This is a genomic window from Candidatus Nitrosocosmicus sp. R, from assembly GCF_054408505.1.
Window position 1 is genome coordinate 708,713 of record NZ_CP167090.1, and the last position, 22,456, is coordinate 731,168.

At 34.0% G+C, this 22,456-nt stretch carries 22 protein-coding genes; 11 read left to right on the forward strand and 11 right to left on the reverse strand.

What is annotated here, in order from left to right; translation table 11 throughout:
- Positions 1 to 162 precede the first annotated feature (162 nt).
- From AAGU22_RS03730 to AAGU22_RS03740, 3 genes are all read right to left on the reverse strand, one after another.
- On the reverse strand, positions 163 to 651 hold the full coding sequence (locus AAGU22_RS03730; RefSeq protein WP_458720892.1) for a LemA family protein: 489 nt from the start codon (positions 649 to 651) through the stop codon (positions 163 to 165).
- A 235-nt stretch (positions 652 to 886) separates the two neighbouring features.
- A complete protein-coding gene (locus AAGU22_RS03735) occupies positions 887 to 1,456 on the reverse strand; it encodes a TPM domain-containing protein (RefSeq protein ID WP_458720893.1) in 570 nt (189 codons plus the stop codon).
- Positions 1,457 to 1,704: 248 nt separating this feature from the next.
- Complete coding sequence (locus tag AAGU22_RS03740) at positions 1,705 to 2,508, reverse strand: nucleotidyltransferase family protein (RefSeq protein WP_458720894.1); 804 nt, start codon at positions 2,506 to 2,508, stop codon at positions 1,705 to 1,707.
- Between the two features lie 269 nt (positions 2,509 to 2,777).
- On the opposite strand from AAGU22_RS03740, the gene AAGU22_RS03745 reads away from it, so the two are divergent.
- Complete coding sequence (locus AAGU22_RS03745; protein ID WP_458720895.1) at positions 2,778 to 3,281, forward strand: Dps family protein; 504 nt, start codon at positions 2,778 to 2,780, stop codon at positions 3,279 to 3,281.
- Between the two features lie 2,450 nt (positions 3,282 to 5,731).
- Positions 5,732 to 6,130: a response regulator gene (locus AAGU22_RS03750; RefSeq protein ID WP_458720896.1), complete on the forward strand. Its 399-nt coding sequence runs from the start codon at positions 5,732 to 5,734 to the stop codon at positions 6,128 to 6,130.
- Positions 6,131 to 6,903: 773 nt separating this feature from the next.
- Here the strand turns inward: AAGU22_RS03750 and AAGU22_RS03755 are convergent.
- The 3 genes from AAGU22_RS03755 to AAGU22_RS03765 all read right to left on the reverse strand — a co-directional run bounded on the left by AAGU22_RS03755 (position 6,904) and on the right by AAGU22_RS03765 (position 8,474).
- Positions 6,904 to 7,461 carry a zinc metalloprotease gene (locus tag AAGU22_RS03755; protein WP_458720897.1) on the reverse strand — a complete coding sequence of 186 codons (558 nt, stop codon included), beginning with the start codon at positions 7,459 to 7,461 and terminating at the stop codon, positions 6,904 to 6,906.
- 4 nt (positions 7,462 to 7,465) lie between these two features.
- Entirely contained in the window at positions 7,466 to 7,696 is a 231-nt protein-coding gene (locus AAGU22_RS03760) for an AN1-type zinc finger domain-containing protein (RefSeq protein ID WP_458720898.1), read from the reverse strand.
- A 577-nt stretch (positions 7,697 to 8,273) separates the two neighbouring features.
- Positions 8,274 to 8,474, reverse strand: coding sequence for a hypothetical protein (locus AAGU22_RS03765; RefSeq protein WP_458720899.1), 201 nt, complete (start codon positions 8,472 to 8,474; stop codon positions 8,274 to 8,276).
- A gap of 144 nt (positions 8,475 to 8,618) precedes the next feature.
- On the opposite strand from AAGU22_RS03765, the gene AAGU22_RS03770 reads away from it, so the two are divergent.
- The gene (locus tag AAGU22_RS03770; protein WP_458720900.1) at positions 8,619 to 8,780 is read left to right on the forward strand and encodes a hypothetical protein; all 162 of its coding nucleotides are present in this window, start codon (positions 8,619 to 8,621) and stop codon (positions 8,778 to 8,780) included.
- A gap of 147 nt (positions 8,781 to 8,927) precedes the next feature.
- On the opposite strand, the gene AAGU22_RS03775 is transcribed toward AAGU22_RS03770, so the two are convergent.
- Positions 8,928 to 9,572 (reverse strand): DNA-3-methyladenine glycosylase family protein, encoded by a 645-nt coding sequence (locus AAGU22_RS03775; RefSeq protein WP_458720901.1) that lies wholly within the window; start codon positions 9,570 to 9,572, stop codon positions 8,928 to 8,930.
- A gap of 200 nt (positions 9,573 to 9,772) precedes the next feature.
- Between AAGU22_RS03775 and AAGU22_RS03780 the strand changes: the two genes are divergently transcribed.
- Both AAGU22_RS03780 and AAGU22_RS03785 read left to right on the forward strand, forming a co-directional pair.
- Positions 9,773 to 9,901, forward strand: coding sequence for a hypothetical protein (locus AAGU22_RS03780; RefSeq protein ID WP_458720902.1), 129 nt, complete (start codon positions 9,773 to 9,775; stop codon positions 9,899 to 9,901).
- A gap of 299 nt (positions 9,902 to 10,200) precedes the next feature.
- Positions 10,201 to 10,422, forward strand: a complete 222-nt coding sequence (locus AAGU22_RS03785; RefSeq protein ID WP_458720903.1) for a hypothetical protein — start codon at positions 10,201 to 10,203, stop codon at positions 10,420 to 10,422.
- Positions 10,423 to 10,527: 105 nt separating this feature from the next.
- Here the strand turns inward: AAGU22_RS03785 and AAGU22_RS03790 are convergent, their stop codons facing one another.
- A complete protein-coding gene (locus AAGU22_RS03790; RefSeq protein WP_458720904.1) occupies positions 10,528 to 10,698 on the reverse strand; it encodes a hypothetical protein in 171 nt (56 codons plus the stop codon).
- Positions 10,699 to 10,953: 255 nt separating this feature from the next.
- Between AAGU22_RS03790 and AAGU22_RS03795 the strand changes: the two genes are divergently transcribed.
- Together AAGU22_RS03795 and AAGU22_RS03800 are read left to right on the forward strand one after the other, a co-directional pair.
- A complete protein-coding gene (locus tag AAGU22_RS03795) occupies positions 10,954 to 11,649 on the forward strand; it encodes a hypothetical protein (RefSeq protein ID WP_458720905.1) in 696 nt (231 codons plus the stop codon).
- Between the two features lie 406 nt (positions 11,650 to 12,055).
- On the forward strand, positions 12,056 to 13,033 hold the full coding sequence (locus AAGU22_RS03800) for a magnesium transporter CorA family protein (RefSeq protein WP_458720906.1): 978 nt from the start codon (positions 12,056 to 12,058) through the stop codon (positions 13,031 to 13,033).
- Between the two features lie 456 nt (positions 13,034 to 13,489).
- On the opposite strand, the gene AAGU22_RS03805 is transcribed toward AAGU22_RS03800, so the two are convergent.
- On the reverse strand, positions 13,490 to 13,762 hold the full coding sequence (locus AAGU22_RS03805) for a hypothetical protein (protein ID WP_458720907.1): 273 nt from the start codon (positions 13,760 to 13,762) through the stop codon (positions 13,490 to 13,492).
- An 857-nt stretch (positions 13,763 to 14,619) separates the two neighbouring features.
- Here AAGU22_RS03805 and AAGU22_RS03810 point away from each other — a divergent pair.
- Together AAGU22_RS03810 and AAGU22_RS03815 are read left to right on the forward strand one after the other, a co-directional pair.
- The gene (locus AAGU22_RS03810; RefSeq protein ID WP_458720908.1) at positions 14,620 to 16,050 is read left to right on the forward strand and encodes an MFS transporter; all 1,431 of its coding nucleotides are present in this window, start codon (positions 14,620 to 14,622) and stop codon (positions 16,048 to 16,050) included.
- A gap of 301 nt (positions 16,051 to 16,351) precedes the next feature.
- Entirely contained in the window at positions 16,352 to 16,726 is a 375-nt protein-coding gene (locus AAGU22_RS03815; protein ID WP_458720909.1) for a hypothetical protein, read from the forward strand.
- 580 nt (positions 16,727 to 17,306) lie between these two features.
- Here the strand turns inward: AAGU22_RS03815 and AAGU22_RS03820 are convergent.
- Complete coding sequence (locus AAGU22_RS03820) at positions 17,307 to 17,594, reverse strand: hypothetical protein (RefSeq protein ID WP_458720910.1); 288 nt, start codon at positions 17,592 to 17,594, stop codon at positions 17,307 to 17,309.
- A 489-nt stretch (positions 17,595 to 18,083) separates the two neighbouring features.
- Between AAGU22_RS03820 and AAGU22_RS03825 the strand changes: the two genes are divergently transcribed.
- Complete coding sequence (locus AAGU22_RS03825) at positions 18,084 to 19,904, forward strand: hypothetical protein (RefSeq protein ID WP_458720911.1); 1,821 nt, start codon at positions 18,084 to 18,086, stop codon at positions 19,902 to 19,904.
- A gap of 412 nt (positions 19,905 to 20,316) precedes the next feature.
- Positions 20,317 to 20,595, forward strand: a complete 279-nt coding sequence (locus tag AAGU22_RS03830) for a ubiquitin carboxyl-terminal hydrolase 14 (RefSeq protein WP_458720912.1) — start codon at positions 20,317 to 20,319, stop codon at positions 20,593 to 20,595.
- A 583-nt stretch (positions 20,596 to 21,178) separates the two neighbouring features.
- On the opposite strand, the gene AAGU22_RS03835 is transcribed toward AAGU22_RS03830, so the two are convergent.
- The gene (locus AAGU22_RS03835) at positions 21,179 to 22,411 is read right to left on the reverse strand and encodes a cation:proton antiporter domain-containing protein (protein WP_458720913.1); all 1,233 of its coding nucleotides are present in this window, start codon (positions 22,409 to 22,411) and stop codon (positions 21,179 to 21,181) included.
- Positions 22,412 to 22,456 lie beyond the last annotated feature (45 nt).

Here is a 22,456-nt window from a genome sequence, read left to right on the forward strand (position 1 = left end):
CTAATATGTATCATTATGTATAAATGGTCCTAAATCAAAATAATTAATTTCGAGTTGGTTTCGATCGCACTGTGAAAGTTGCCGATGACTCAAATGACTCTTTTAATCACCTTCTCTACAATTTATAAAAATAAGGTGTTTGTGCTTGCCTAAATATCGATATTATTGTAGAGTTAGATTCACTTGAGGAACACTAGTTTTGACCAATGGGTTTGCTTGGAATTGTGGTAGTTCGGTGAATCCCAATGGTTTTAGTCCTATCAGTCCTTTATTATTGAAAATAACGTTTGGGAAGATTTTCAGGAAAGTGTTATAATCTCTAACGCCGTCATTATAACAGGTTCTTGCAACCGTTATTCTATTCTCGGTTCCTGCTAATTCGTCCATCAATCTAGTCACGACCTGATCTGATTTCAAAGAAGGATATGCCTCATAAGTTAATACAATCCTACCAAGAGCACTCTCAATCAAATTGCTTAGCTGAGTTTTTTGAGAAATATCACTGTTCGGAGTGGACATCCATTGTGTTCTCAAGTTAGTTATTTCATTGAGAGTTTGTTGCTCAAATTGCATATATCCCTTTACAGATTGAACCAAGTTTGGAATTAAGTCATAACGTCTTTGCAATTGCGTATCAGTATCTACTGCCAACCTCTACATTCTCATTTTTTGCCAAGGCTGCGTTAAATCCAGAATAATAGGTAACAATGAATATAACAATGATGATCGCAATAGTTATGATTATGCCTAAGGATGCCGCTATACTCTTGCTTACCAGACTATTTTCCTCTGTTGTCTAAATTGACATGACTGTGCTATAAATAAACATTATCGTCCTCCACCGCCCCCACTGGAGTGTCCTCCACCGCCACCACTGCCTCCACCGCTAAATCCACCCGCTTCCACTTCCGCTTCTACCAATCCACCCACTTCCACTACTTCCGCCGTACCAACCTGCTCCTCCGTAACTTCCCCATCTTCTCCCGTTTCGTCCGCCTCTTCTAAGGGATAGTAGTAAGACGCTCAAAATAATTATTACAATGATTATAATTCCAAAGTACTCTACTCGAGACTGTTGCTGAAGTTCTTTTGTCAATTCATAGTTCGGGTCATCGTTAGAATATCCAATGTATTGTCCCAATGAAACTACTGTGTTTAGAAGCCCCTGATCGAGTACAGTAATATTTCCATTTTTAGCATAAAGATCTTTTGCAGGCACCAGGTAGGTGTCTAGTATTTCTCCAGCAATTCCATCCGTGATATTACCTTCGAGTCCTCTACCAACCTCAATCCGCATTGAACCCCCGGATGTGTCAGGTTTAGAGGAAAATAACAATAAAATCCCATTGTCCTTCCCGCCCTTGCCAATTCCCTTTATTCCGTCAAGATTTAATTCATTAAATATGTAATTTGAAAGAGGACTAAAGCTACCTTTTTTCTCCTGAGTCGGATTCACTACTGTTATTGCCTCAACAGTATAATCAACTGTATTTTTATCTTTTTATTTATTGACTCCGCTACTGTATCAAATGAATCTTATGTTTTGACTAATTAGAAATCTCTTAAATACAAGGGAATAATCTTTTATCCGCATTTCATGAGAAAAGTAATCTCTTTTTTTAAAAAGTTAATACGTCGTTTTTGATGATCGGCTCTTAATCAATTAGATTATTAACCACTTGAAATTGACATTCACTATTACAGTCATTTATGATTCGATGATTCCATCTGTAATAAAACCTTGTCCACTACTTTTTTGTTTCTTTCTAAATAACTAGGAGATTCTATATCTATCCAATCTGTTCCACTAAAAAACACATCGTAACAATAGATACTATTATTATCACTAATTCTTATTTTTGATAGAATATCTGAAGATAGATCAAAACTTTTTCCATCGTTCTCATTTGATTTTATTCTTAAAAAATTCATTATTCTATTGTTGAAAAGATAAATTCCTGATGCTTCGGGGTGTTCAAGCTTGACAATTGGTTTTTCACTGAATTCCTTAATTAGGTACATATTTTTGTTAAATTTCTTGTCCAGGATCAACCTGCCTGTTTCCTCCTTACGATGTGACCTGGCTATTACTATTCCTATCAGTCCTTCATCTGTTTCAGAATTGATTTTGGTATATTCCTCAACAAGACTGTTTATGTCCACAGCACACAAGTTGTCCGCATACCATACCATGAAGAAGGTCTCCTTCTCCAATCTTTTCATACACTCCAGGAGCGCACCACCAGTTCCCTTTTTTCTATCTTCAATAAAAATAATTTTCTTGTCGATAACGCGTTCCTTGCCCTCTAGATAATTAATAATTTGTTTTCCGTGAGAGTCAAATTCACAAACTATTATGATTTCCGTAATATGTGAGAATTTGGAAACATATCTTATTATGTAGTCAATCAAGGGCTTTCCATTAATCGGAATCAACGCCTTTGGACTATAATCACTAAATGGTCTTGCTCTAGAGCCTATGCCACCTGCCAGTAATACTATCTTCATCCAATCTAATTTTGCTCATGAATTTATAAAATAGTATCTGAAAAAATGCTAAAAGAGAAATAAATGCACCAATCTTACTGCTATCCATGATAAATCTAATCTATTATAAATGATCTGTATCCTTTTCGATTCTTTAGGCTCAATTAAGTCATTTGGCTATTTGAAGGGCCATGAATAATATGTTACGACTATGCCAGTCTCAAAAGAATATTCTCATAGTCAAAAAAATTCGTATTAGGTTTAATAACTTTATTTCATATTGTTAATTCATGCTAGAAAAACAAATCAATGAAATGAAAGAGAATATAGATATAGGAATAGAAGTAGAAAACAGGAAAGAAGTTGTAGGTATTCTTAATATCTTGTTAGCAGACGAATACCTGCTATTTACAAAAACACGTAATTACCACTGGAATGTAGTAGGCAAAGATTTCAAAGAGCGTCATGAATTTTTTCAGCAACAATATGAAAAATTAGATGGGATGATTGACGAAATAGCTGAACGAACCAGACAATTGGGTGGAGCCACAGTAGCTACAATGAATGAGTTTATGCGTATTACCAATTTGAAGGAAAAACCTGGTGAATATCCATCTGATTTAAAAATGATATCAAATTTATTAACCGATCATGAAAGCACCATAAAATATCTACGAAAAAGTGCCGATAAGTGCGATGAGAAATATAATGACATGGGGACTAATGATTTTTTGATAGGCTTGATGGAAATTCATGAAAAAATGGCCTGGATGTTAAGAACCCATTTAGACTAGATGGATATAATAAGGCCATATCTATAAAAAATTAAAAGATATCTTGTCTATTTTTTTATTAATTTTATCCCATGACTGATCAAAAGACACCATAAAGAAATATTATAGGACCATATTTCTAGAGACAATACATAATCATATAAAAATGGTTTCAATAATTGGAGATCTAAATTTAAATTGGTAGGGAATAACATTATCCATATAATTTATTGGATTTGATATTAACATTGTTACTACCAATTTCTACCAAGTAAGATATTAGTACAATAGATAAAATGCTCATTCTAGACAAGTATACTATTTTCTTGAAAACAACAATGATTGAGATCTTTATATAGGTAAAATAAAAATTGTAACTAGAACCCTTTGATTTTCACACTGCAGGGGCTTATTCTAGGTGTGATTTCTATTCATGAATACGGTTACAGATCTTCTAACTGATCTATAGGGTAATCCTTTATTATTTATACCTAAATTCTCCTTATTAATTGGAAGAATAATAATAGCATTTGAATGATCGATTTTCCTTTAAAGTCCAAAACTCGTTCCTTTTGATCTAAATGGTCGGTTGAGGAAAGAAGGTGGTTAAAGTTATGAATATAATAGATATCCCTTTCATAGTGGAAGCAAAAACTATGAGTAATCTAAAAACAAAAAATGTTTCATATTATTTTAGTGAATAGACTCATAGTCTTTGTCTAGTTAAAAAAACTATAATGCTGGGCCAAGTAAACTCTTACGAGAGACTTTTGGATATATCTAAAGATCAAAGAGACATGCGGTTATTGAAAAAGAAATTTCAAAATTAAAGATTGCCATCGAATTGATGAAAAGTCAAGTATTCTTTTGATCATTGGATTATGTTGATATGATACAGATTTTAACCTCCATATATATTAAATCAAAATATTATGCCCGCGATTTCTGAAAAAACTCAATCCCAAGATGGTTAGAATGATGCGATTTACTTTTCTGTGTATATGTTCAATTCTTGCTATTTGATGATTAAATAGGTGATATCAAATCTTTTCAAAGATCAATACCAGTCATTGATCTGAAAACCAGACAGACAAATTAAAATAACGTAGATGGGTAAATCCCATGGTAAGTACAACATGGATACAAAATGGAAGATTATTAATGGTGTGGCCGTAGCAATTTTCATAGCAGCCGCTTTTTATTGGATTGCAAATTCTTAAGTTTCAGAATGACATATTCATAAATTATCTATATTGCTCTTGTTTATCTCATAAGGTGGAGAATTATTAAAGTAATAAACATTCTCTTGTTCCGATTTTCAATTTTAAACGCCCAACTTTTGCAGTCTTGAATTTAGAATACTAGCCTCTTATTTATTATGTCCTATGTTCTCTAACTACCTCCAAATCCCAAGAATGTTTATGGAAGTGTAATCTTAGATCACAGGAAAAGTCATCCAGTCGATAGGTGGCTCGTTAAATCAACAAGAACATTTCAAACATAATGCTCTCAAAAATTCAATTTACTATTCCTATATTTCATAAATTTGATTCACATCCAAGGAATGGTTTGAAAAACAAAAATAAATTTGGAGTCGAGTACGATCGTTTGTAATTTAAGAGACTACTTAGCTATCTGATTACATGAGAAATATTCCATACCCTGCCCCACGATACATCCTGAAATGAATCCTTCGTAATATGCTCTATCATTAGGTCCACATTGATTAAATACAGTTTGGTTGTATGGTTTACTTTGGTCTCCATCATTAAAGCCTGACCTATAGCATGCCTCATTCAATGGATCTCTGTTATTTTCATCATCGTCATCGTCACTACTGGATTATGTAACCATAGGATCGGTAACACCCATAGTTCCGATTACGCCTAGGATTGCTATGATCGTGTAAATCCTTAACACTAGTTAGTGTCCTCTCCCATTGTCTTCTGAACGTTTGACAATTACAATTAAATTTGTCATCATGGTCCTATTACGAATATCTAGTTAGGCTTTTCTATCTGATAAGGTCTGAATGCGTCGTTAGTTTCAAATAAATCCCAAATTATTCAATCAATTCATTACCTTTTATGGACCTGTCCCATCCTTGATTGATACAATATGTGATAATGGTCCTCGAAAGAAGAGATTTATAAAATTCTAAATTCAATACTGTGACTTCTATTCTAAACCATAGGTCCCCAATTGTTCAATTCATAGAATCAATATAGTAAGGCATATCCTACTAGATATTCATGCTTGATTCCCCATTTATTAAGGGACACAAAATCAACAACATATATGGTAATCCTTCGTTACATCTACATCATTTTAAAACCCAGTATGTAATTGGTTGCGAGGTATTATGATTGAGCATTAAAAGTGGGTTTGAATAGAGTCAAAATCATTACACTCTTAGCGGTATAAGAATGGGTAAGTCAAAATTTAATAATTAGAAAAGTAACTAAGAATTGATGCAATCTTCTAATTCGGATATCATTAATAGAAAGGTGGTAATGATTTGTGAAGACGAAAAGGAATTACTTGACCTTTACTCCAGGGTGTTGGAATTGAAATATGACGTTATCAAAGTTTGTTCAGGAGCCGAATGTATGCATGAATACCTTGAGAAAAAAGCAAAGGGATCTCCAATTGATCTCCTTTTCCTAGATTACAAATTAGGTGATATGCTAGGCGATGATGTAGCGAAAAAGATAAAGAAAATGAATGGGATTAAAATTATTCTGATTTCCGCATATAATTTGGATGAACCAACTAAAAAAGAACTTTTTGAAAATAAGTATATCGAAAAATTTCTGCAAAAACCGATTCGAATGAGACAAATAATTCAGGTAGCGGGGGAAGCAATCTGAAATAATTTAAAAAAATCTATTTTCTATATATTTACTTATTGGTATATTAATTTAAGACTTTGAACATTTGGAGTTTTTTTAACATTAGATACCCCTTTGGGATAATAGAGATTCCAAAATGGCATCAACCTGTTTTAGGCTAAGATTTATGACGATATTGTGGATATAATGTATTACATCATAATTCAATGGGCTGATCTTTTGCTTTCATTTAGCCGTTTCCTTACTAGTTGTTTTGTGATATCTAACACTTTATCTCACACAATGAAAGCAAAAATGACCAAAAATCTGATGACTTATCTATAAAGTTCATTCTTATCATCATTACCCATCTCTAATTATGGATGATATATGGGATTGGGAAAGACGATATTGTTTTGAGCTTGGGTAACTCCGCAGCTATGGGTCTGGATATTTGTCTTTAATAGTAGAATGTTCTGGAAAACCATCAGAAGCACTTGCGGTATTGGTATATTCCATTCGATTTCTGGCTTAATTGAGAAGACCCGTTCTCAATACTAATTGAAGGGTCACATAGATGATTTTATTTAGGAAAGGTTGTGTGGCATTTTACAGGAATGGTGAAGATTATTTGATGGTTAATAACCGGGATTATCAACAAAAACAACACTTTAAACTATTTTGAGTGTAATGTAAAGATAAGTTAATGAAAGGAAAAACGGTATGAGAAGATGTTCCATTTTCATACAGTACCATTCAATTTTTTGTTCTTACAAAAAGTATAATTTGATAAAGATTGGTTAGATTGCCTGCTAAAGATATCCAATGACAAAAAGAGCCATAGCAGCTGCCATAGCAGCACCCCATACCAATTTATTCCAATCAAAAATCTTTTGTCCATCTAAGACTCCCATCGGTATGAGATTAAACATCGCAATCCAACCGTTAAAAGAGGCACCGACTGCAAAGTAGGGATTATAGGAACCGTAAGTCAAAGTTAAAATCAAAAACGAAAAACCCATAGCTAAATTAGTAAGCGGTCCAACAAGAGCAACTCTGCCAAATTTAGAGCGATCATTTAGTCTGACCATCACTGCTCCGGGAGCTATGAACTTGAATGGCATTATTGGGAGAGCAGAAATTGCCGTCAGAACAAGACCATAGATTTCGGCTCTAAATTCTGCCCAGCTACCATAATATTGGGCCAAGAACTTATGAGCTAATTCATGGACTAGAAAAGCACTGGTAAAAATTGCAAGGAATTGCCAAGAGAAATATCTGTAATTATTCAGGGAAAGTCCTACACAAATTACGAGCGCAGTAGCTAATGAAAGATGAAGAAGTTCGGTCTTTGAAGTTTTTATACTCAATAAATTACCTATCGATTCTTAAACCCGGATGAGTTGATTTCTTATACTGTTTGTCGTTAAAGAGCGTATCTTGCTTTCGCTTATTGTATGAATACAAGAAAGGACATGAATGATGTATTGGATTTCTATGATTACTGCAAAAGTATTCTTTACAATAATTACATCTAAAGGGAAAACCATCCAACAGTCCGCAGGTATAGCACTGAATAGGATTTTCTTTCCTTTCTGTAGTCATATTGAATAATTACTGGATTCTAATGTGCATGAAATAGTAATCAAACATCCAGTGATAGCCACTGGTAACCCCCCACTATGATTAAGACATGATGGAAAATCTAGTTTTTTCCCACCCAGATAATTGAACCTCACAATCCTCATATACTATATTAATAAGTTCAATTATATCAAATTACCTTAAAAATTCCACTCAGATTTGTTTTGGATAACATATTGATTAATGCCATTTGACCAAATTGATTTTTTTATTATTGTTCGCAGATAAATGGAATTCACGAAGCATTAATTTTTGAGTTTTTGATAATGATAAAATTTCAAAATAGTAGTAGTATTTGATACTTGTGAGGACGTAAAGTTCAATTTCAACAAAGCAGCATAAATCTAATATTTCATGGCTTTATTCTGGAAATTATTTTTGAAAATGAAATTAAGTCAAATATACCCTGTTTTAAAACATTGAGATGATACAGAAATTAATATATCTACATCTAGTAAACCAGTTGTTATTAGGGCAAACTACTTAGATACCTAAATCATGGACTATTGAAATTCGGAATAGGAAGATTTACATCTTATTACTGAGAAAACGGCGGAGACATGTTATGAGTATTTATGGCAACTTCTGCTGTATTATTTGAAGAGCTAGTTTCATTGATTATAGTCATTGGTAAATCAGGAGTTGGACTTTGTGCTTGCATACTTGGAATTATGGGTATTGCAAAAAGAATCGAAGATGCAAAGAGTGCAGAAATCAAGAATACACATGATTTATTCATTTCCCTTACATTTATATCAAAGTATTTAACATCTATTAAAAATATTAACTTAAAGTAATATTTGAAATTACTATTGTGATATGAGAATTAGACGATACAATCTTTTGAAAGCCCACTACATTTATGCTTAATTTCATTCATCAGATGCCAAACGAACTTTCCATAATGTTTACCAAACATCATAGGAATTGGTCAAATGATATATTGGAAAAAATAATAAAGATTTCGGGGGTAAAGTCACTCCAACAACCTGTACTTTTTAAGAAATATCATCAAATACCCGCACTCGATGCTTCGAATTCGTAAAATGAGATAAATTTGTTGGATCATAAAACAATAACATATTGTTCGCAATCCAAATAATTCAGGTAGGACGATTGGGATCACTTGAATAACACTGTTTAAAATTAGATGCGGAACCCTATCCAATATAGTTAAGAACCTACTAAAAGTCTAACCTATAGAATCAAATTTAGACAGTGATTTCCACAAATACCACGTAGCGATACTTCTATAAGGTTTCCATCCAGAAGATACTTCCAGCATATATTCATGAGTAGGTAGTTCAGCTAAATTATATAATTTTTGGATTGCCTTTTTTACTCCCAAATCATCCAAGGGAATTACATCTTCTCGCTGCAGGCAAAAGATAAGAAACATCTCCGCAGTCCATCTCCCAATACCTTTTACTTTTACCAATTCAGTTATAACTTCTTCATTTTGCAAATCGGGTAAACCATGAATATTTAATTCACCGGAGACGATCTTCGTCGACAAATTTTTAATGTATTCTATTTTCTTGAATGACAAACCTATAGTAAATCTCAAGACAGTGTTTGGAGTAGAAATAATCTGTTCAGGAGTTGGTAAAGTATCACCATAATACCGTAGAAATCTGGAGTATATCGCATTTGCAGCACTGCCTGCAAGCTGCTGATAGATTATGGATTTCAACAAAGATTCAAAGAGATTACCGTGGATCTGAATTGAATAATTTCCTATAGATTTAATTAATTTCCCAAGTAGAAGGTCTTGTTTTGAAAGTAATTCTAATGGATCCGGATTCGTCATTCCTACACTAGAAATACTTTTGATCAAGTTTTAAGAGTTACTTTATCCAACTTACTTTCGTTAATTCAAGATAAACCAGATCTTAGTCTCTGCATAGTAATTACTGAGAACTAAATTTTATTGTATAACATTGTCTGGTTAGAATCCTTACTAAGATCTTCTGTTTCAAGACCGTAATTAATACTAGGATCTTAAATGTCAGAGCATAGGAGAGATTTATACTTAAAATGGGTGGGAATGAGGGAGTAAATATTGAATATATTTTTATATTCCTAAACTCTGAAACAAATGACAAATACTTAACAGATCAATTGAAATCGAGAAGAAAAAAACATCGTCAGATCCCTTCAAATTAAATCATCTCAAAAAATTTTGCTGCCATTGTTACTTTTTATGATTCTGAATAATAGGATTGTTGTTTATGTACGACCATCAGGATATTAAAAGACATGAGCATCATCAAAAGGTCCACACTGATTACAGAAACTGTTCATTTCATTCGACCCTTCTTCTGATAACGTTAGAAATACAACTTTTTTCTATTCTATACTTTTTACTTTATTTCAGTAAGAAAAAGTTTGCTTAGGTTCCTGTGATGATAACACTATAAGAAAATGGTAACCATTCAATCAAAGGAGAATAATTGCTTCTCATTGTGGATGAATTTTATCTTATTTACACATCTATGATAAAAGCTCTACAAGCGCGTGGAGGATATTTGTATGGTATTAGGAAAATAAGTTATACTAATGCCCCATCTCATGTTATATTTATTGGTGAATTGTATCCCACTCTAGAAAAAGACATTCCTGCTGACATTGATTCAACAAATAATACAGTTCAAAATTATCTATTCCATGATAAATCAAAAATATGAACAAAAGATTACATCGATGATCTCTGACTGCGTATATCTGAAGGACAGGATACAAATAACAAAGAAGCAAGGCAATTCTGATTCTGTGGCATACTGCGGACTAAATTAAATAAGTGAGTAGTTTGACAAGTCTACGAATACACTTGCATCAAATACTAATTCCACTACGTTGTGTAATGGTAACGTAAAAAAACTACATTGTTTTGCCATATTACCAACCTCTGCAGTCCATATTCCATTTTCTTCCGATACTGAAAGTGCTGTACTAATATCCATGAAGGGGAGGAAGATCCGCATATCATGGGAGTTAGTCAAATGCCAATAAATGATCAGTAAATTATCTTCGAGTCCATTTGGGGTAACCGAATTCAGATTAAAGGTCAATGCTTTCCCAATTTAAATTCAATGTTCCATTACGGTAGGTTATTCTAATTTCTAATTAACTCGGTGCGCTCCCACTTGCATGTGAGTCATTGGATACGATTTTGATAAATTGCAAATTCTTAATAACAATATTGATAATAGTGTTCTATGACATATAACAAATTTTTTTCAATTTTATTTATCTCGATGATGGCGACAATTTTTGCCGGCATTTTAACAATTCCAGGTGTAAATATGCTTACTTACGCAACATCATTGCTAGGGGAATCAATCCAACAGAGCCAACAAGATCTTCAATCGACCATAAATAACCAAGTCCAACAATCGATTACAGATACCATCAACACCATAAACGATAGCAATGATTCAACTGTTGACACCATCGCAAGCAATCAAACACAAAATACGGGTTCCTCAAATAACTTGATAAAGGGAGGAATTACGAGCTTGCAGAACGATCAATCGGATAATACCACCACTTGGATATTGGGCGGTGTATATAAGATGGAAAATCTTAGTTCCGAAGCTCCAACATTTAATGCATCATTCTATATGGTAAAAACAGATGGTAATTCTTCTCATTCTCATGACATCTATGACTTGGTTTTGATCACTCCTATAATTGATAGTACAACAAGTAATTCAACACACATTAATGGTACGACAACTGTGACCATGAAAGACGGACCCATAACTAATGTACCTACAAATATTACCATACTAGGTGACAGTGCTATTAGTATTTGGATAAACCCATCTAAAGTCAATAATCATTTTGGAGATTCGCCCGTTTATGGAACTCAGGAATTGAAATGTGTGGATAAACCTGCACTCTGTAAATGAGTTGAAGGCGGTTAAAATGCCGCAACTCGACAATATATTGTACAAGACTACATTAAGAGAACCTTAAGACTATTGGATATCTATACACAGATCGAGATTTAGGGATAACTGTAAAATCTAGTAGAAACTATCCTTTTTGGCTTATTTTTTCATAATGGAAGAAATATAGTCAAACTATGTGTTGAAATCAAGAAATAATATGATTGCAACGTAGCAAATTCTATTTATTTCGCACATCCTTGATTTCTTTTCGAAACAAAGATGGCTAAAATAGTAGTTTTGATCATTTTAATTACTGCCTGCTGAGCATGAGAATACGTGATAGCATACAAATTACATTTTGATAGGATGATAGTAATCTTCCAATACATTAAATACTAAATTGACTATTGTATATCGATTTGAATTGGATTATCCTGATTATGTTAACGATTTAGAAACAATCAATAATCAAAATCTGTCATGGGTTTACCTGGAAAGACCCACACGAGAAAAAATGGATTTAGTATCCAAAAATTTTCCTATTCATGAGTTGAATATCGAAGATTGCTTGTCGAAGAATCAACTCCCTAAAATCGATCGATATGACGATCATATATTTGTCATACTCCAATTTCCAACTACTCTCAAAGGAAGAGCTGCCCCAAACTTTACTCAACTCTCCTTGTTTATAGGTAAGGACTATCTAATTTCGATTACTCAGGGCGATCTTTATCCATTAACTGAACTATTTAGAACTTGTAAGAGCGGCAGTCAGAAGATCAGGAATAATTTCATGGGAGGATCTCCAGGTTATCTATTACATTCAATTTTAGATGCACTGGTTGATAATCTACTTCACATATTAATGAAAATTATTGGAAACTTAGACGACATTGAAGATGAAGTATTTGATGATAAAGTGGCAAATGCTAAGGAAATATCAATCCTCAGGAGAGAAATTACAACACTTCGCAGAATAGTCTTGCCGTTAAAACGAATCATGATGGAAATCACATCCAGAGATGTTAAGAGATTTTCAAGCAGCGCAGCGGCAGAGGATCTAATTGATTATTTTGACGACATTAATGATCATATATCAAAAGTACTAGAGGCACTCGATGAATCCAAAGAAACAATTGAAATTTACAAAGATACTGATAATATGCTGAATTCGGAAAAAACGAATAAAATTCTAAGTTTTTTAACAATATTGTTTACACTCTCAATTCCAATTACTGTAGCGGGGACCTTTTATGGAATGAACATTGTAATACCTGGTAGTGTCAATGAGGGGGGGAAAATTATCGATTACTTTCCACTCATTTTGACCGCATCACTTTCGTCACTGGCTGCAGGAGTTATGGTGTTATACTTTAGAAAGTTAGGCTGGTTCAATTCATAGGATCATATTAGGATATTTCCATTTCTTTACCATCTGTATTTAATTCAACCAAATCATATCATTTCACTGAATCTTTAGGGTAGAGGTGGGGGCAGACCAATACTTGTCCTTTCTGCTTCCACCTTTGCTTAATTACAACCAATAATCTCATTATTTTAATTCATCCCTTTTGTATTTACGATTATAAGAATGGAGCATATATGTCCATTCAGTGTCAGAAAACTAAGTGCGACTAGTATGACCGTATTTTAGTGGTAGTATAAAATTACATTTGATGAATTTCGAGATCCGCTCGACAAAGTGGGAAAGCCTATATGACCTAGTGGCAAGGATTCTACCATGTCTATGTCTTGTCTTGGCTGTGAAGAATATTTTGATAGGTATATATCCTAGATGGTGATGTAAACGATACCAGTATGTGCATCGTCCGATTAAAATTGATTTCACAAGCTCCTGCTATTGGTATCTTTCAATATTGGGCAATCCTTGTTTGTAATAAATTGTAAAGTTTTGACCTTGAGAATAAGGACAATTTTCTACTGACCTAGGTATACCGTCCGAAGCCTCAACTATGCAAGTACCATTTTGTTTTATCTTGACCACTACTAGCTCTTGAATGCTTGGACTAAAAAGCTGTTGCAAGGATCCACCCATTAAGATAAAAATTAAAACTATTCCTGCAATTATGAATAAAAAAGCTAACATTTTTGGTGAAAGATCAAAATCCATTTTCTTATTTCAATATATTAGAATTCTGCCTTGTTATATTACTATGTTTTCATTTTTTATTGAAATCTGACCGGATAATACAAATTAGCCTTGATATCTTTTTGTGGTTTTGACATCGGTATCATTTATTTGACTATTCTTTTAGTCCCATGATGATTGCAATATGAAGTCAGGAAGTCTACATTTATGCTAGTTATTAATGGTGGAAACAGTAGATAATTTAGATCAAGATTAATTTTTGGCAACTTATCAATTCTTTATGTGTAACCATAGAATGTTCATATGATTCAAGACGCTTGATGAATTGAAGAAGGCTAAGCAATGGGATACCAATTGAGTAGTTTGACAAATTTGTAACATTTCACGTCTCTCATAATGATTATTAGCAAGCTAATTAGCCGGTACGCATCAGAAGATGCTTTTCTTCTTGCATGGGATTGGTATTACATATCGCCACCTAAGATTAGATTATCTGTCAGGGATCTTCAACTAAAACCCTTCTTAAAAAACCCGCTTCAACTAGATACCTATATTACAGATATTTGTAGAGAACTGGACTGATATCTTTTTGATTTTGAGTCGTGATACTCAAATTAGTGTAGTCATAGTTTATGACCGCGTTCTGGCTGATACAATATCGTAGTGATTTTCATCAGTTAGGAACTTGTGCTACTTATTTTCTAAGATGTCTTAAAATTCCTCGAGTATAATGTTTAGTTGATGCAATAAAAACATTGCGATTGATAGAACAATAATTTATTTTAATGAGAACATCTATAATCTGCATAAAATAATTAGGTTCATAGTCTTGTACATAGAATTGAGATTATTTCAACTAAGGATCAAAGTTTCAATTTATGAATGAAAAGAATTCTCAAAAAGATGCATGGTTTGTACTAGCAATTCTCAGCTGTCTAGCACTAATAACTATGTACGGAGAGACCATGCTGATTCCAGCGATCCCTTATTTAATAAATGATTTTGAAATATCTTATAATACCTCATCATGGATTTTGACTGCCTACTTGGTTGCTGGTGCATTAATGACTCCGATTATAGGTAAACTTTCGGATGTTTATGGAAAAAAAAAGATATTGGTGATTGTAATGGTGATATATTCAATCGGGAGTTTATTGGGAGGAATGTCTGATGATATCTTTATGATGGTAATATCTAGAATAATCCAAGGAACTGGCCTAGCTATGTTTCCCGTTGCCTTTGCAATTATTAGAGAGAAATTTTCCAATGAAAAGCTTGCGGTAGGTCAAGGAATTTTTACTGCAGTTTTCTCAGCAGGTGCCGTAATCGGTCTTGGATTAGGGGCAACCATTGTTGAATATTTTAGTTGGCATATGACATTCCTCTCAATAGTTCCTTTAATGGTAATATTATTAGTTGTAGTACTAAAGTGGGTTCGAATTGACTCGGAAAAACTCGTTTCAAGAATTCGAGGTAGCATAGATATAAGCGGGACTCTGGTGTTGGTATGTTTAGTTTCAACTTTCCTCGTGGGTTTGACTATATTACCAAATACTATTTCTAATCCAAACAACAATCAATTAATTCTAACTTTAGCTCTTTTGATAATCTCCATTGTCCTCATACCGATATTCATTTTCACACAGAGAAGGGCTCAATACCCTATTATGGATCTTAATCTGATGAAAGACCCTGTTCTTTTACCTGTTAATATATTAATAATGACCATTGGTATTGCCTTTTTCATAATTTACCAAACTTTGCCAATTTTGATACAAAGTCCTATTCCCCTCGGATTCGGTGGTGGTCCGGTAGCCATTGCAAATGTTCAGCTTCCATTCATGATTTTGTCATTTGTAATTTCAGTTTTATCAGGATTTTTAATATCTAAAATAGGTAACATAAAGCCAACTTTGATGGGAAGTATTTCAAGTACTTTTGGCTTCTTGCTGCTATTTATTTACCATCCATCCGAACTCGTGATATCGCTAGAACTCTGTGTTATCGCAATAGGATTAGCACTCGTAGAAATAGGTGCTTTTAATATATCATTGGTATCTGCACCTTTAAACCAGAGTGGTACAGCATTAGGAATAACTATGTTGTTATTTTTGATTGGAATGTCATTAGGTCCGGCCATTTCTGGTATCTATTTAGAGAGCTTTAGATCTACGATTGACAATACCCATGAGTCATATCCAACCCCAGTCGCTTACGATTCGATCTTTTTAATTGCCTTATTAATATCAATCTTGTCTGTAATACTTACGCTATTAATAACAAAAAAACTAGTAAGTAAGGTAATCTAGTTTGCTAGATCAAACTTGCTTGATTCAACTATTTGTGATTGAATATACTTGAATAATGATAGTCCTATTTTTCACTTGTAGTGACAATTTGTTTAATGAAACAAAAAGTTAAGTATTTAAATAGACATTTGAATTTCGATATTTTTACTATCCTAAAATACAAATTGAAGAATACCACGGAAATGCTTTAAGTAATCTGATAGGGGCTTTTATGAATTAGAAATCAATGGTTCTAAATGTAAGGTTTCATTTAATTAGATAAAACGTATATAAATTCCCCATAAGAATTAGAAATTACCTCTTGAAAAGAGAACTCGATGACATTTTTAAAGCATATATTGTACAACTAGTTCTTGATAAAAAAACAGAACAGGCCCTAGAAAAATTAAGTCAATTTTATGAGATTAGGCCACCCGAAATCGGGGTAGGTACAATCAAAGGGAAGAGAAGAACCGTGTACGCAGTTTATGTTCAACGACAATGTAAAATTTATTGTATAAATTCAGAAATTTTTTACAATCCATTCATAATAATGCATGAGTTCTACCATCATTTGCGTACCACAGCAGGAGTTCATAAGGGATCGGAAAAACATGCTAATATGTACGCTAGAGGCTTTATTGATTCATATAAAACTATTATTAATAATATGGGGCAGAAAGATAAAGGTCCATAGCTAAATTTTATGTCCGTTTGAAAAATTAATTTAAGAGTTGTCAATCAAACCTATCTTACGTGAGTAAATTTTTTGTCCTTTTTTTGTTAACCTGAAAATCATTACTGTACTTTTTTCAGGATTAGTAGAGTTTCGGCTCATTTGATCTTTTCAATAACTCAAAAACTGGAAATAGTTGTTAAGGCCAGTGAAACTGACTTTACCTTTCATATATTATATATTATTTCCTTGAAGCACCTATTTTTTGAGGCTCATCAAATCTTGTAGTTGACTTTATTTCTTTCCTTGAATTATTTTAATATAATAATTTTTCAATTACCATTGTTTTCATAACTTATTTATTACTTTTCTGGCATACCGACTACTAGAAATAGAAACCTTGTTGATCGATTGCTTTTAGTCATTATACATTATGTTTATCCCATTGTGTCATCTTGTGATTTATTGTCTATAAATGCTCAGTCTCGATTGGTAATATCTAAATAATGCAATAATCTTCGAAATCTACTTGCTTTTGGTAAGCCAGTATTGTATTTATAAGATGGACATTAGTATACCTAATTATAGTAACTATCGAGAATTATGTTTTCAGTTGGTAGGGGATATCATTTCCGCAAATATATGATCCGAGTTTAATTCCTTTGACCAATGCATCTCCTGCATCAATATTGAAGAATACATGATTGATTGCTGATGAATTTGGTTTAAGTATGATGACTATTGTTAGACTCATATAAATGGGACAATATTTAGTAAAACCATTAGGTTCCTGCAATATCCTTAATTTGTTACAATAGTCGTTTCTGATGATCGAGTTTAGATGATTCGGTACCCTGGAAATAAAGTCATTGTTTTCATAAGGAACCATCTATGATCCAATGTTTTAACAAGCTGAAAAATCAATGTAAAGTTTTGATAAATACGATTTGATGATCCCGCAAAAATGATTCTACTTAATCTATTCATTTAGTATGAGTAGATGATAGGAGACATTCTTGATCTTAGGTAAAATTATGCATAAGACTAGTAGGAAGAAAACAGCTTGTTTTTTTGATATAATTTGATATCCCCTTTGCGAATTGATATGCGCTAATCATTCCCTTTTTTTATAATAATATTCGATTACCTGCTACCGTTAAATCATACAATTGGTAAATGACCCTTCGTCTTGGGTAATTAATGCCTGATCATTATACTGAAATCGTAGAAGATTGCAGGGATATTAGAATTATAATTTGCTTAAAGTTATCAGATGAGTTTTCTGTTATCGTATCCTTCTTACTATAAAAAATATTGTACATTTTTTTAAGTAATCAGTTATCAAACTCCTTTATTATATAATGCTATTACTTCTTGAATGATAAAGATGTTATCATTAAGTATGCTACTAATATTAACGGTCCTGATTATAACCGGACCAACTGCACAAATGGTTTTCTATCAATGCGTTACTGCTCAAAGATCAAATAGTTACGAAAGTAGTACCTCAAATTTTGATATAAATAGCATATTTAATAACCTTCAAAACAAATTTCTAAATCCAATTGATGAATTGAATTCCGACAATGCTGAAGTTCAAAGATCAAATAGTTACGAAAGTAGTACCTCAAATTTTGATATAAATAGCATATTTAATAACCTTCAAAACAGTTTTACCGATCCACTGGGACAAGTTGACATAACTTTTCCTCCTGGACCTACTGACTCTACGGTTCCTGTAAATCAACCAAGCTCCACTGACTCTACGGTTCCTGTAAATCAACCAAGCTCCACTGACTCTACGGTTCCTGTAAATCAACCAAGCTCCACTGACTCTATGGTTCCTGTAAATCAACCAAGCTCCACTGACTCTATGGTTCCTGTAAATCAACCAAGCTCCACTGACTCTATGGTTCCTGTAAATCAACCAAGCTCCACTGACTCTACGGTTCCTGTAAATCAACCAAGCTCCACTGACTCTATGGTTCCTGTAAATCAACCAAGCTCCACTGACTCTATGGTTCCTGTAAATCAACCAAGCTCCACTGACTCTACGGTTCCTGTAAATCAACCAAGCTCCACTGAGAAACCATCCACCTCTGAAGAATCAAGCTCCACTGACTCTACGGTTCCTGTAAATCAACCAAGCTCCACTGACTCTATGGTTCCTGTAAATCAACCAAGCTCCACTGACTCTACGGTTCCTGTAAATCAACCAAGCTCCACTGACAAACCCTCCACCTCTGAAGAATCAAGCTCCACTGACTCCACTGACTCCATAGCACCTCAGAGCGATAAATCCAAGGACGAATCAAGCTCCACTGACTCCATAGCACCTAAAAGCGATAAATCCAAGGACGAATCAAGCTCCACTGACTCCATAGCACCTAAAAGCGATAAATCCAAGGACGAATCAAGCTCCACTGACTCCATAGCACCTAAAAGCGATAAATCCAAGGACGAATCAAGCTCCACTGACTCCATAGCACCTAAGAGCGATAAATCCAAGGACGAATCAAGCTCCACTGACTCCATAGCACCTAAGAGCGATAAATCCAAGGACGAATCAAGCTCCACTGACTCTACTGAGAAACCCTCCACCTCTGAAGAATCAAGCTCCACTGACTCCACTGACTCCACTGACTCCATAGCACCTAAGAGCGATAAATCCAAGGACGAATCAAGCTCCACTGACTCCATAGCACCTCAGAGCGATAAATCCAAGGACGAATCAAGCTCCACTGACTCTACTGAGAAACCCTCCACCTCTGAAGAATCAAGCTCCACTGACTCCACTGACTCCATAGCACCTCAGAGCGATAAATCCAAGGACGAATCAAGCTCCACTGACTCTACTGAGAAACCCTCCACCTCTGAAGAATCAAGCTCCACTGACTCCACTGACTCCATAGCACCTAAGAGCGATAAATCCAAGGACGAATCAAGCTCCACTGACTCCATAGCACCTCAGAGCGATAAATCCAAGGACGAATCAAGCTCCACTGACTCTACTGAGAAACCCTCCACCTCTGAAGAATCAAGCTCCACTGACTCCACTGACTCCATAGTACCTAAGAGCGATAAATCCAAGGACGAATCAAGCTCCACTGACAAAGTCCCAAATGCAGCCATTGAAAAACCGGTAGGAATTACGAAGGTGATATCTCCAACCAATACAAATCCTACAATTGAAAGCTAATCCTGAAATCAGCGGGTCATGATGTTTCAGAGCTAAAAATTTTTTTATCTTACACATATCGGTTGACATTTAACAAAAAGAAATCCGAAAGATTAGATTATGTGCAACCTTTTTAAGGATTGAACAATTAATACAAACTGCTGACACCCAAATTATCAAAGCAGTAAACTTATATCGAATCATAGTCACATTTTTTGAGAGTCTTATCCAGTTAAGCCTGCCCAATATTCCATTTTAGTTCACTGCCAAACTTGAGCCTTTTAAATAAAAATTGACATGGCAAAGATTGACCGGAATTTAGATATCTTTTTTTGGTAAATTAAGTTAGATGAAGTCCTATTATCCGAGTACAGCAATCTTATAAAATAGGTTCAAGATTGGTGTTTAATAAAGACCGTCAAGTTTAGAGGGTATGTCTAAAAATGATCAGCAGATCCAGTGTGAGCATATTAATCAAGCCGATTTAGAAAAGCCAGGGAATACACAGGGTTGTGAAGAATGTGAAAAAACCGGTTCAGAATGGGTACATTTGAGACTTTGTCTAACATGTGGTCATGTCGGATGCTGCGATGCTTCGAGAAATAAACACGGAACAAAGCATTTTAAGGATACTATGCACCCTGTAATCAAATCATTTGAACCAGGAGAATCATGGAAGTGGTGTTTTGTGGATGATATATTTGCAGAATGAGGTTTTAGATACGATGTAGAAGGAGTTTATCGAATTGAATCACTTGCTCCAAATCTAACAATGTCATCCGATTGATAACTTTTTATAACTGGTAAGCTTCCTCCGTCAACCAAGCTTTAACGACAAGTTTATTTTTAGATAAAGGATAAACCGTTTTGATTTAGTTATCTACAATAGGCATTTGGGGATGACATTTCAGCGAGAATTATGTAAGTATTGATAAACTATGAATACCTTACTAATAATATCTTTAAACAAATAAAGAATAGAATTCTCAAGGCCTCAAAATAAAAAAATCTTTATGATTAGTTAGGTCATAATGCTTTTTGTATCTTAAATTACTAGATATGGAAATTATCCAACAATAAAATTCTCCACAACTCAGTTAAGGTGATAATTTCATATTTCTCTCAGACTAACGCAAACACACTATTTAGAATTATTGCAGCTTGTAATTTAACCATATTCTATCCTCTTTAACTATACCTTAGCATAATGCTTGTATCGCTTTTCTATTCCTCTATTACTCCGGGTTTCGATCTATATCTACGACTTATTCAGTTCTGCCGGTTCCATAATACTTCTAATCTGGTTCTGATGATTTAGATTCATTTGGAGACTTGGGCTCAGAATCTACATCATTTTTTCTTTCAGCCAATTTTAATCCTAATTTTATCAAATATGGCGCTAAGAAGGTAGAAATCAGGGTTATAGTACCAATAATAGGTAATATAAAAGAACTCACCACTCCAATGTCTATCCCTCCCTTCGCTACAATTAGCGACATCTCTCCACCTCTTGAAGCCGATAGATCGATACCGGTCTGCATGGCAGTGAGTTTGCTAAATCCTTGATATCTTGAAGTTAAGAAAACAATAGCAAATTTTACGACTGAGGTAACACCCACAAGTATTAGTGCGGGAATTATGAATACTGGTATCAAATTGATATCCATTAATGCCCCTACTGAAACGAAGAATAACGCAACGAACATATCTCTGATGGGTGTCGTTAGGATGCTTGTAACAGCGTGAGATTTTGATTCAGCTATTAATACTCCTGCAAAAAAGGCCCCAACCGCTACTGAAATCCCAAGCAAGTTTGAAACATATGCAAAGCCAAAGGCTAGACCAAGTACAGCCACTACCAAAACGTCACTCTGATTTGTCCTTGCAACAAAATCGACTAAGCGTGGAATCGTTCTCGAACCTATTATCAAAACCCCAGCAATAAATGCTATCGTTATGCCTATGGGGATTAAGATTTCTACTATCGATATATTTCCCGTTACAGTGGTTGAATGCAATAAGGCAAATATAGACAGTATTATTATGTCCTCAATTATCAGAATCCCTAAAGTAAGATATGAAGCCTCCTCTCTTAGGATTTTTAATTCTTCTAAAACCTTCATTATTACCACTGTGCTAGAAACAGATAATGCAACTGCCATAAACAGGCTATCATAGAATGACATATTCAGTGCTTGACCCACAAAAAACCCTGCAATCATTGTTCCAGTTTGTTCTGCTAAAGTTATGATTGTAGCTCTTTTTCCAATTTTTTTTAGATTTCGAATGGGGAATTCCATTCCGACTGTAAATAGCAGCAAAATTATTCCAATTTCTGCAAATAAATTTAAAACCTCTACATTGCTAATGAAACTGAAAGGAGGGGTATGTGGTCCTATGATTATACCTGCTCCTATGTATCCCAAAATTAGTGGCTGCTTCAATTTGTATGAAATAATCGTCATTACCGCTGCGATTATCATTATTGTCGCAAAATCTTGTAAAATTTGGGTTATTTCTATAGCCACAGTAAAAATTAATATATATATTATATAAATAATTGTAATTGTTTA

Bases quoted from the DNA above. Each gene is read 5' to 3' on its own strand.
- AAGU22_RS03745 (WP_458720895.1), top strand. From the start codon at position 2,778: ATGCTAGAAAAACAAATCAATGAAATGAAAGAGAATATAGATATAGGA.
- AAGU22_RS03740 (WP_458720894.1), bottom strand. From the start codon at position 2,508: ATGAAGATAGTATTACTGGCAGGTGGCATAGGCTCTAGAGCAAGACCA.
- AAGU22_RS03790 (WP_458720904.1), bottom strand. From the start codon at position 10,698: ATGGATATTAGTACAGCACTTTCAGTATCGGAAGAAAATGGAATATGG.
- AAGU22_RS03820 (WP_458720910.1), bottom strand. From the start codon at position 17,594: ATGGTTCCTTATGAAAACAATGACTTTATTTCCAGGGTACCGAATCAT.
- AAGU22_RS03830 (WP_458720912.1), top strand. From the start codon at position 20,317: ATGTCTAAAAATGATCAGCAGATCCAGTGTGAGCATATTAATCAAGCC.
- AAGU22_RS03760 (WP_458720898.1), bottom strand. From the start codon at position 7,696: ATGACTACAGAAAGGAAAGAAAATCCTATTCAGTGCTATACCTGCGGA.
- AAGU22_RS03795 (WP_458720905.1), top strand. From the start codon at position 10,954: ATGACATATAACAAATTTTTTTCAATTTTATTTATCTCGATGATGGCG.
- AAGU22_RS03805 (WP_458720907.1), bottom strand. From the start codon at position 13,762: ATGGATTTTGATCTTTCACCAAAAATGTTAGCTTTTTTATTCATAATT.
- AAGU22_RS03810 (WP_458720908.1), top strand. From the start codon at position 14,620: ATGAATGAAAAGAATTCTCAAAAAGATGCATGGTTTGTACTAGCAATT.
- AAGU22_RS03750 (WP_458720896.1), top strand. From the start codon at position 5,732: ATGCAATCTTCTAATTCGGATATCATTAATAGAAAGGTGGTAATGATT.
- AAGU22_RS03825 (WP_458720911.1), top strand. From the start codon at position 18,084: ATGATAAAGATGTTATCATTAAGTATGCTACTAATATTAACGGTCCTG.
- AAGU22_RS03780 (WP_458720902.1), top strand. From the start codon at position 9,773: ATGGGTGGGAATGAGGGAGTAAATATTGAATATATTTTTATATTCCTA.
- AAGU22_RS03770 (WP_458720900.1), top strand. From the start codon at position 8,619: ATGCCAAACGAACTTTCCATAATGTTTACCAAACATCATAGGAATTGG.
- AAGU22_RS03765 (WP_458720899.1), bottom strand. From the start codon at position 8,474: ATGAATAAATCATGTGTATTCTTGATTTCTGCACTCTTTGCATCTTCG.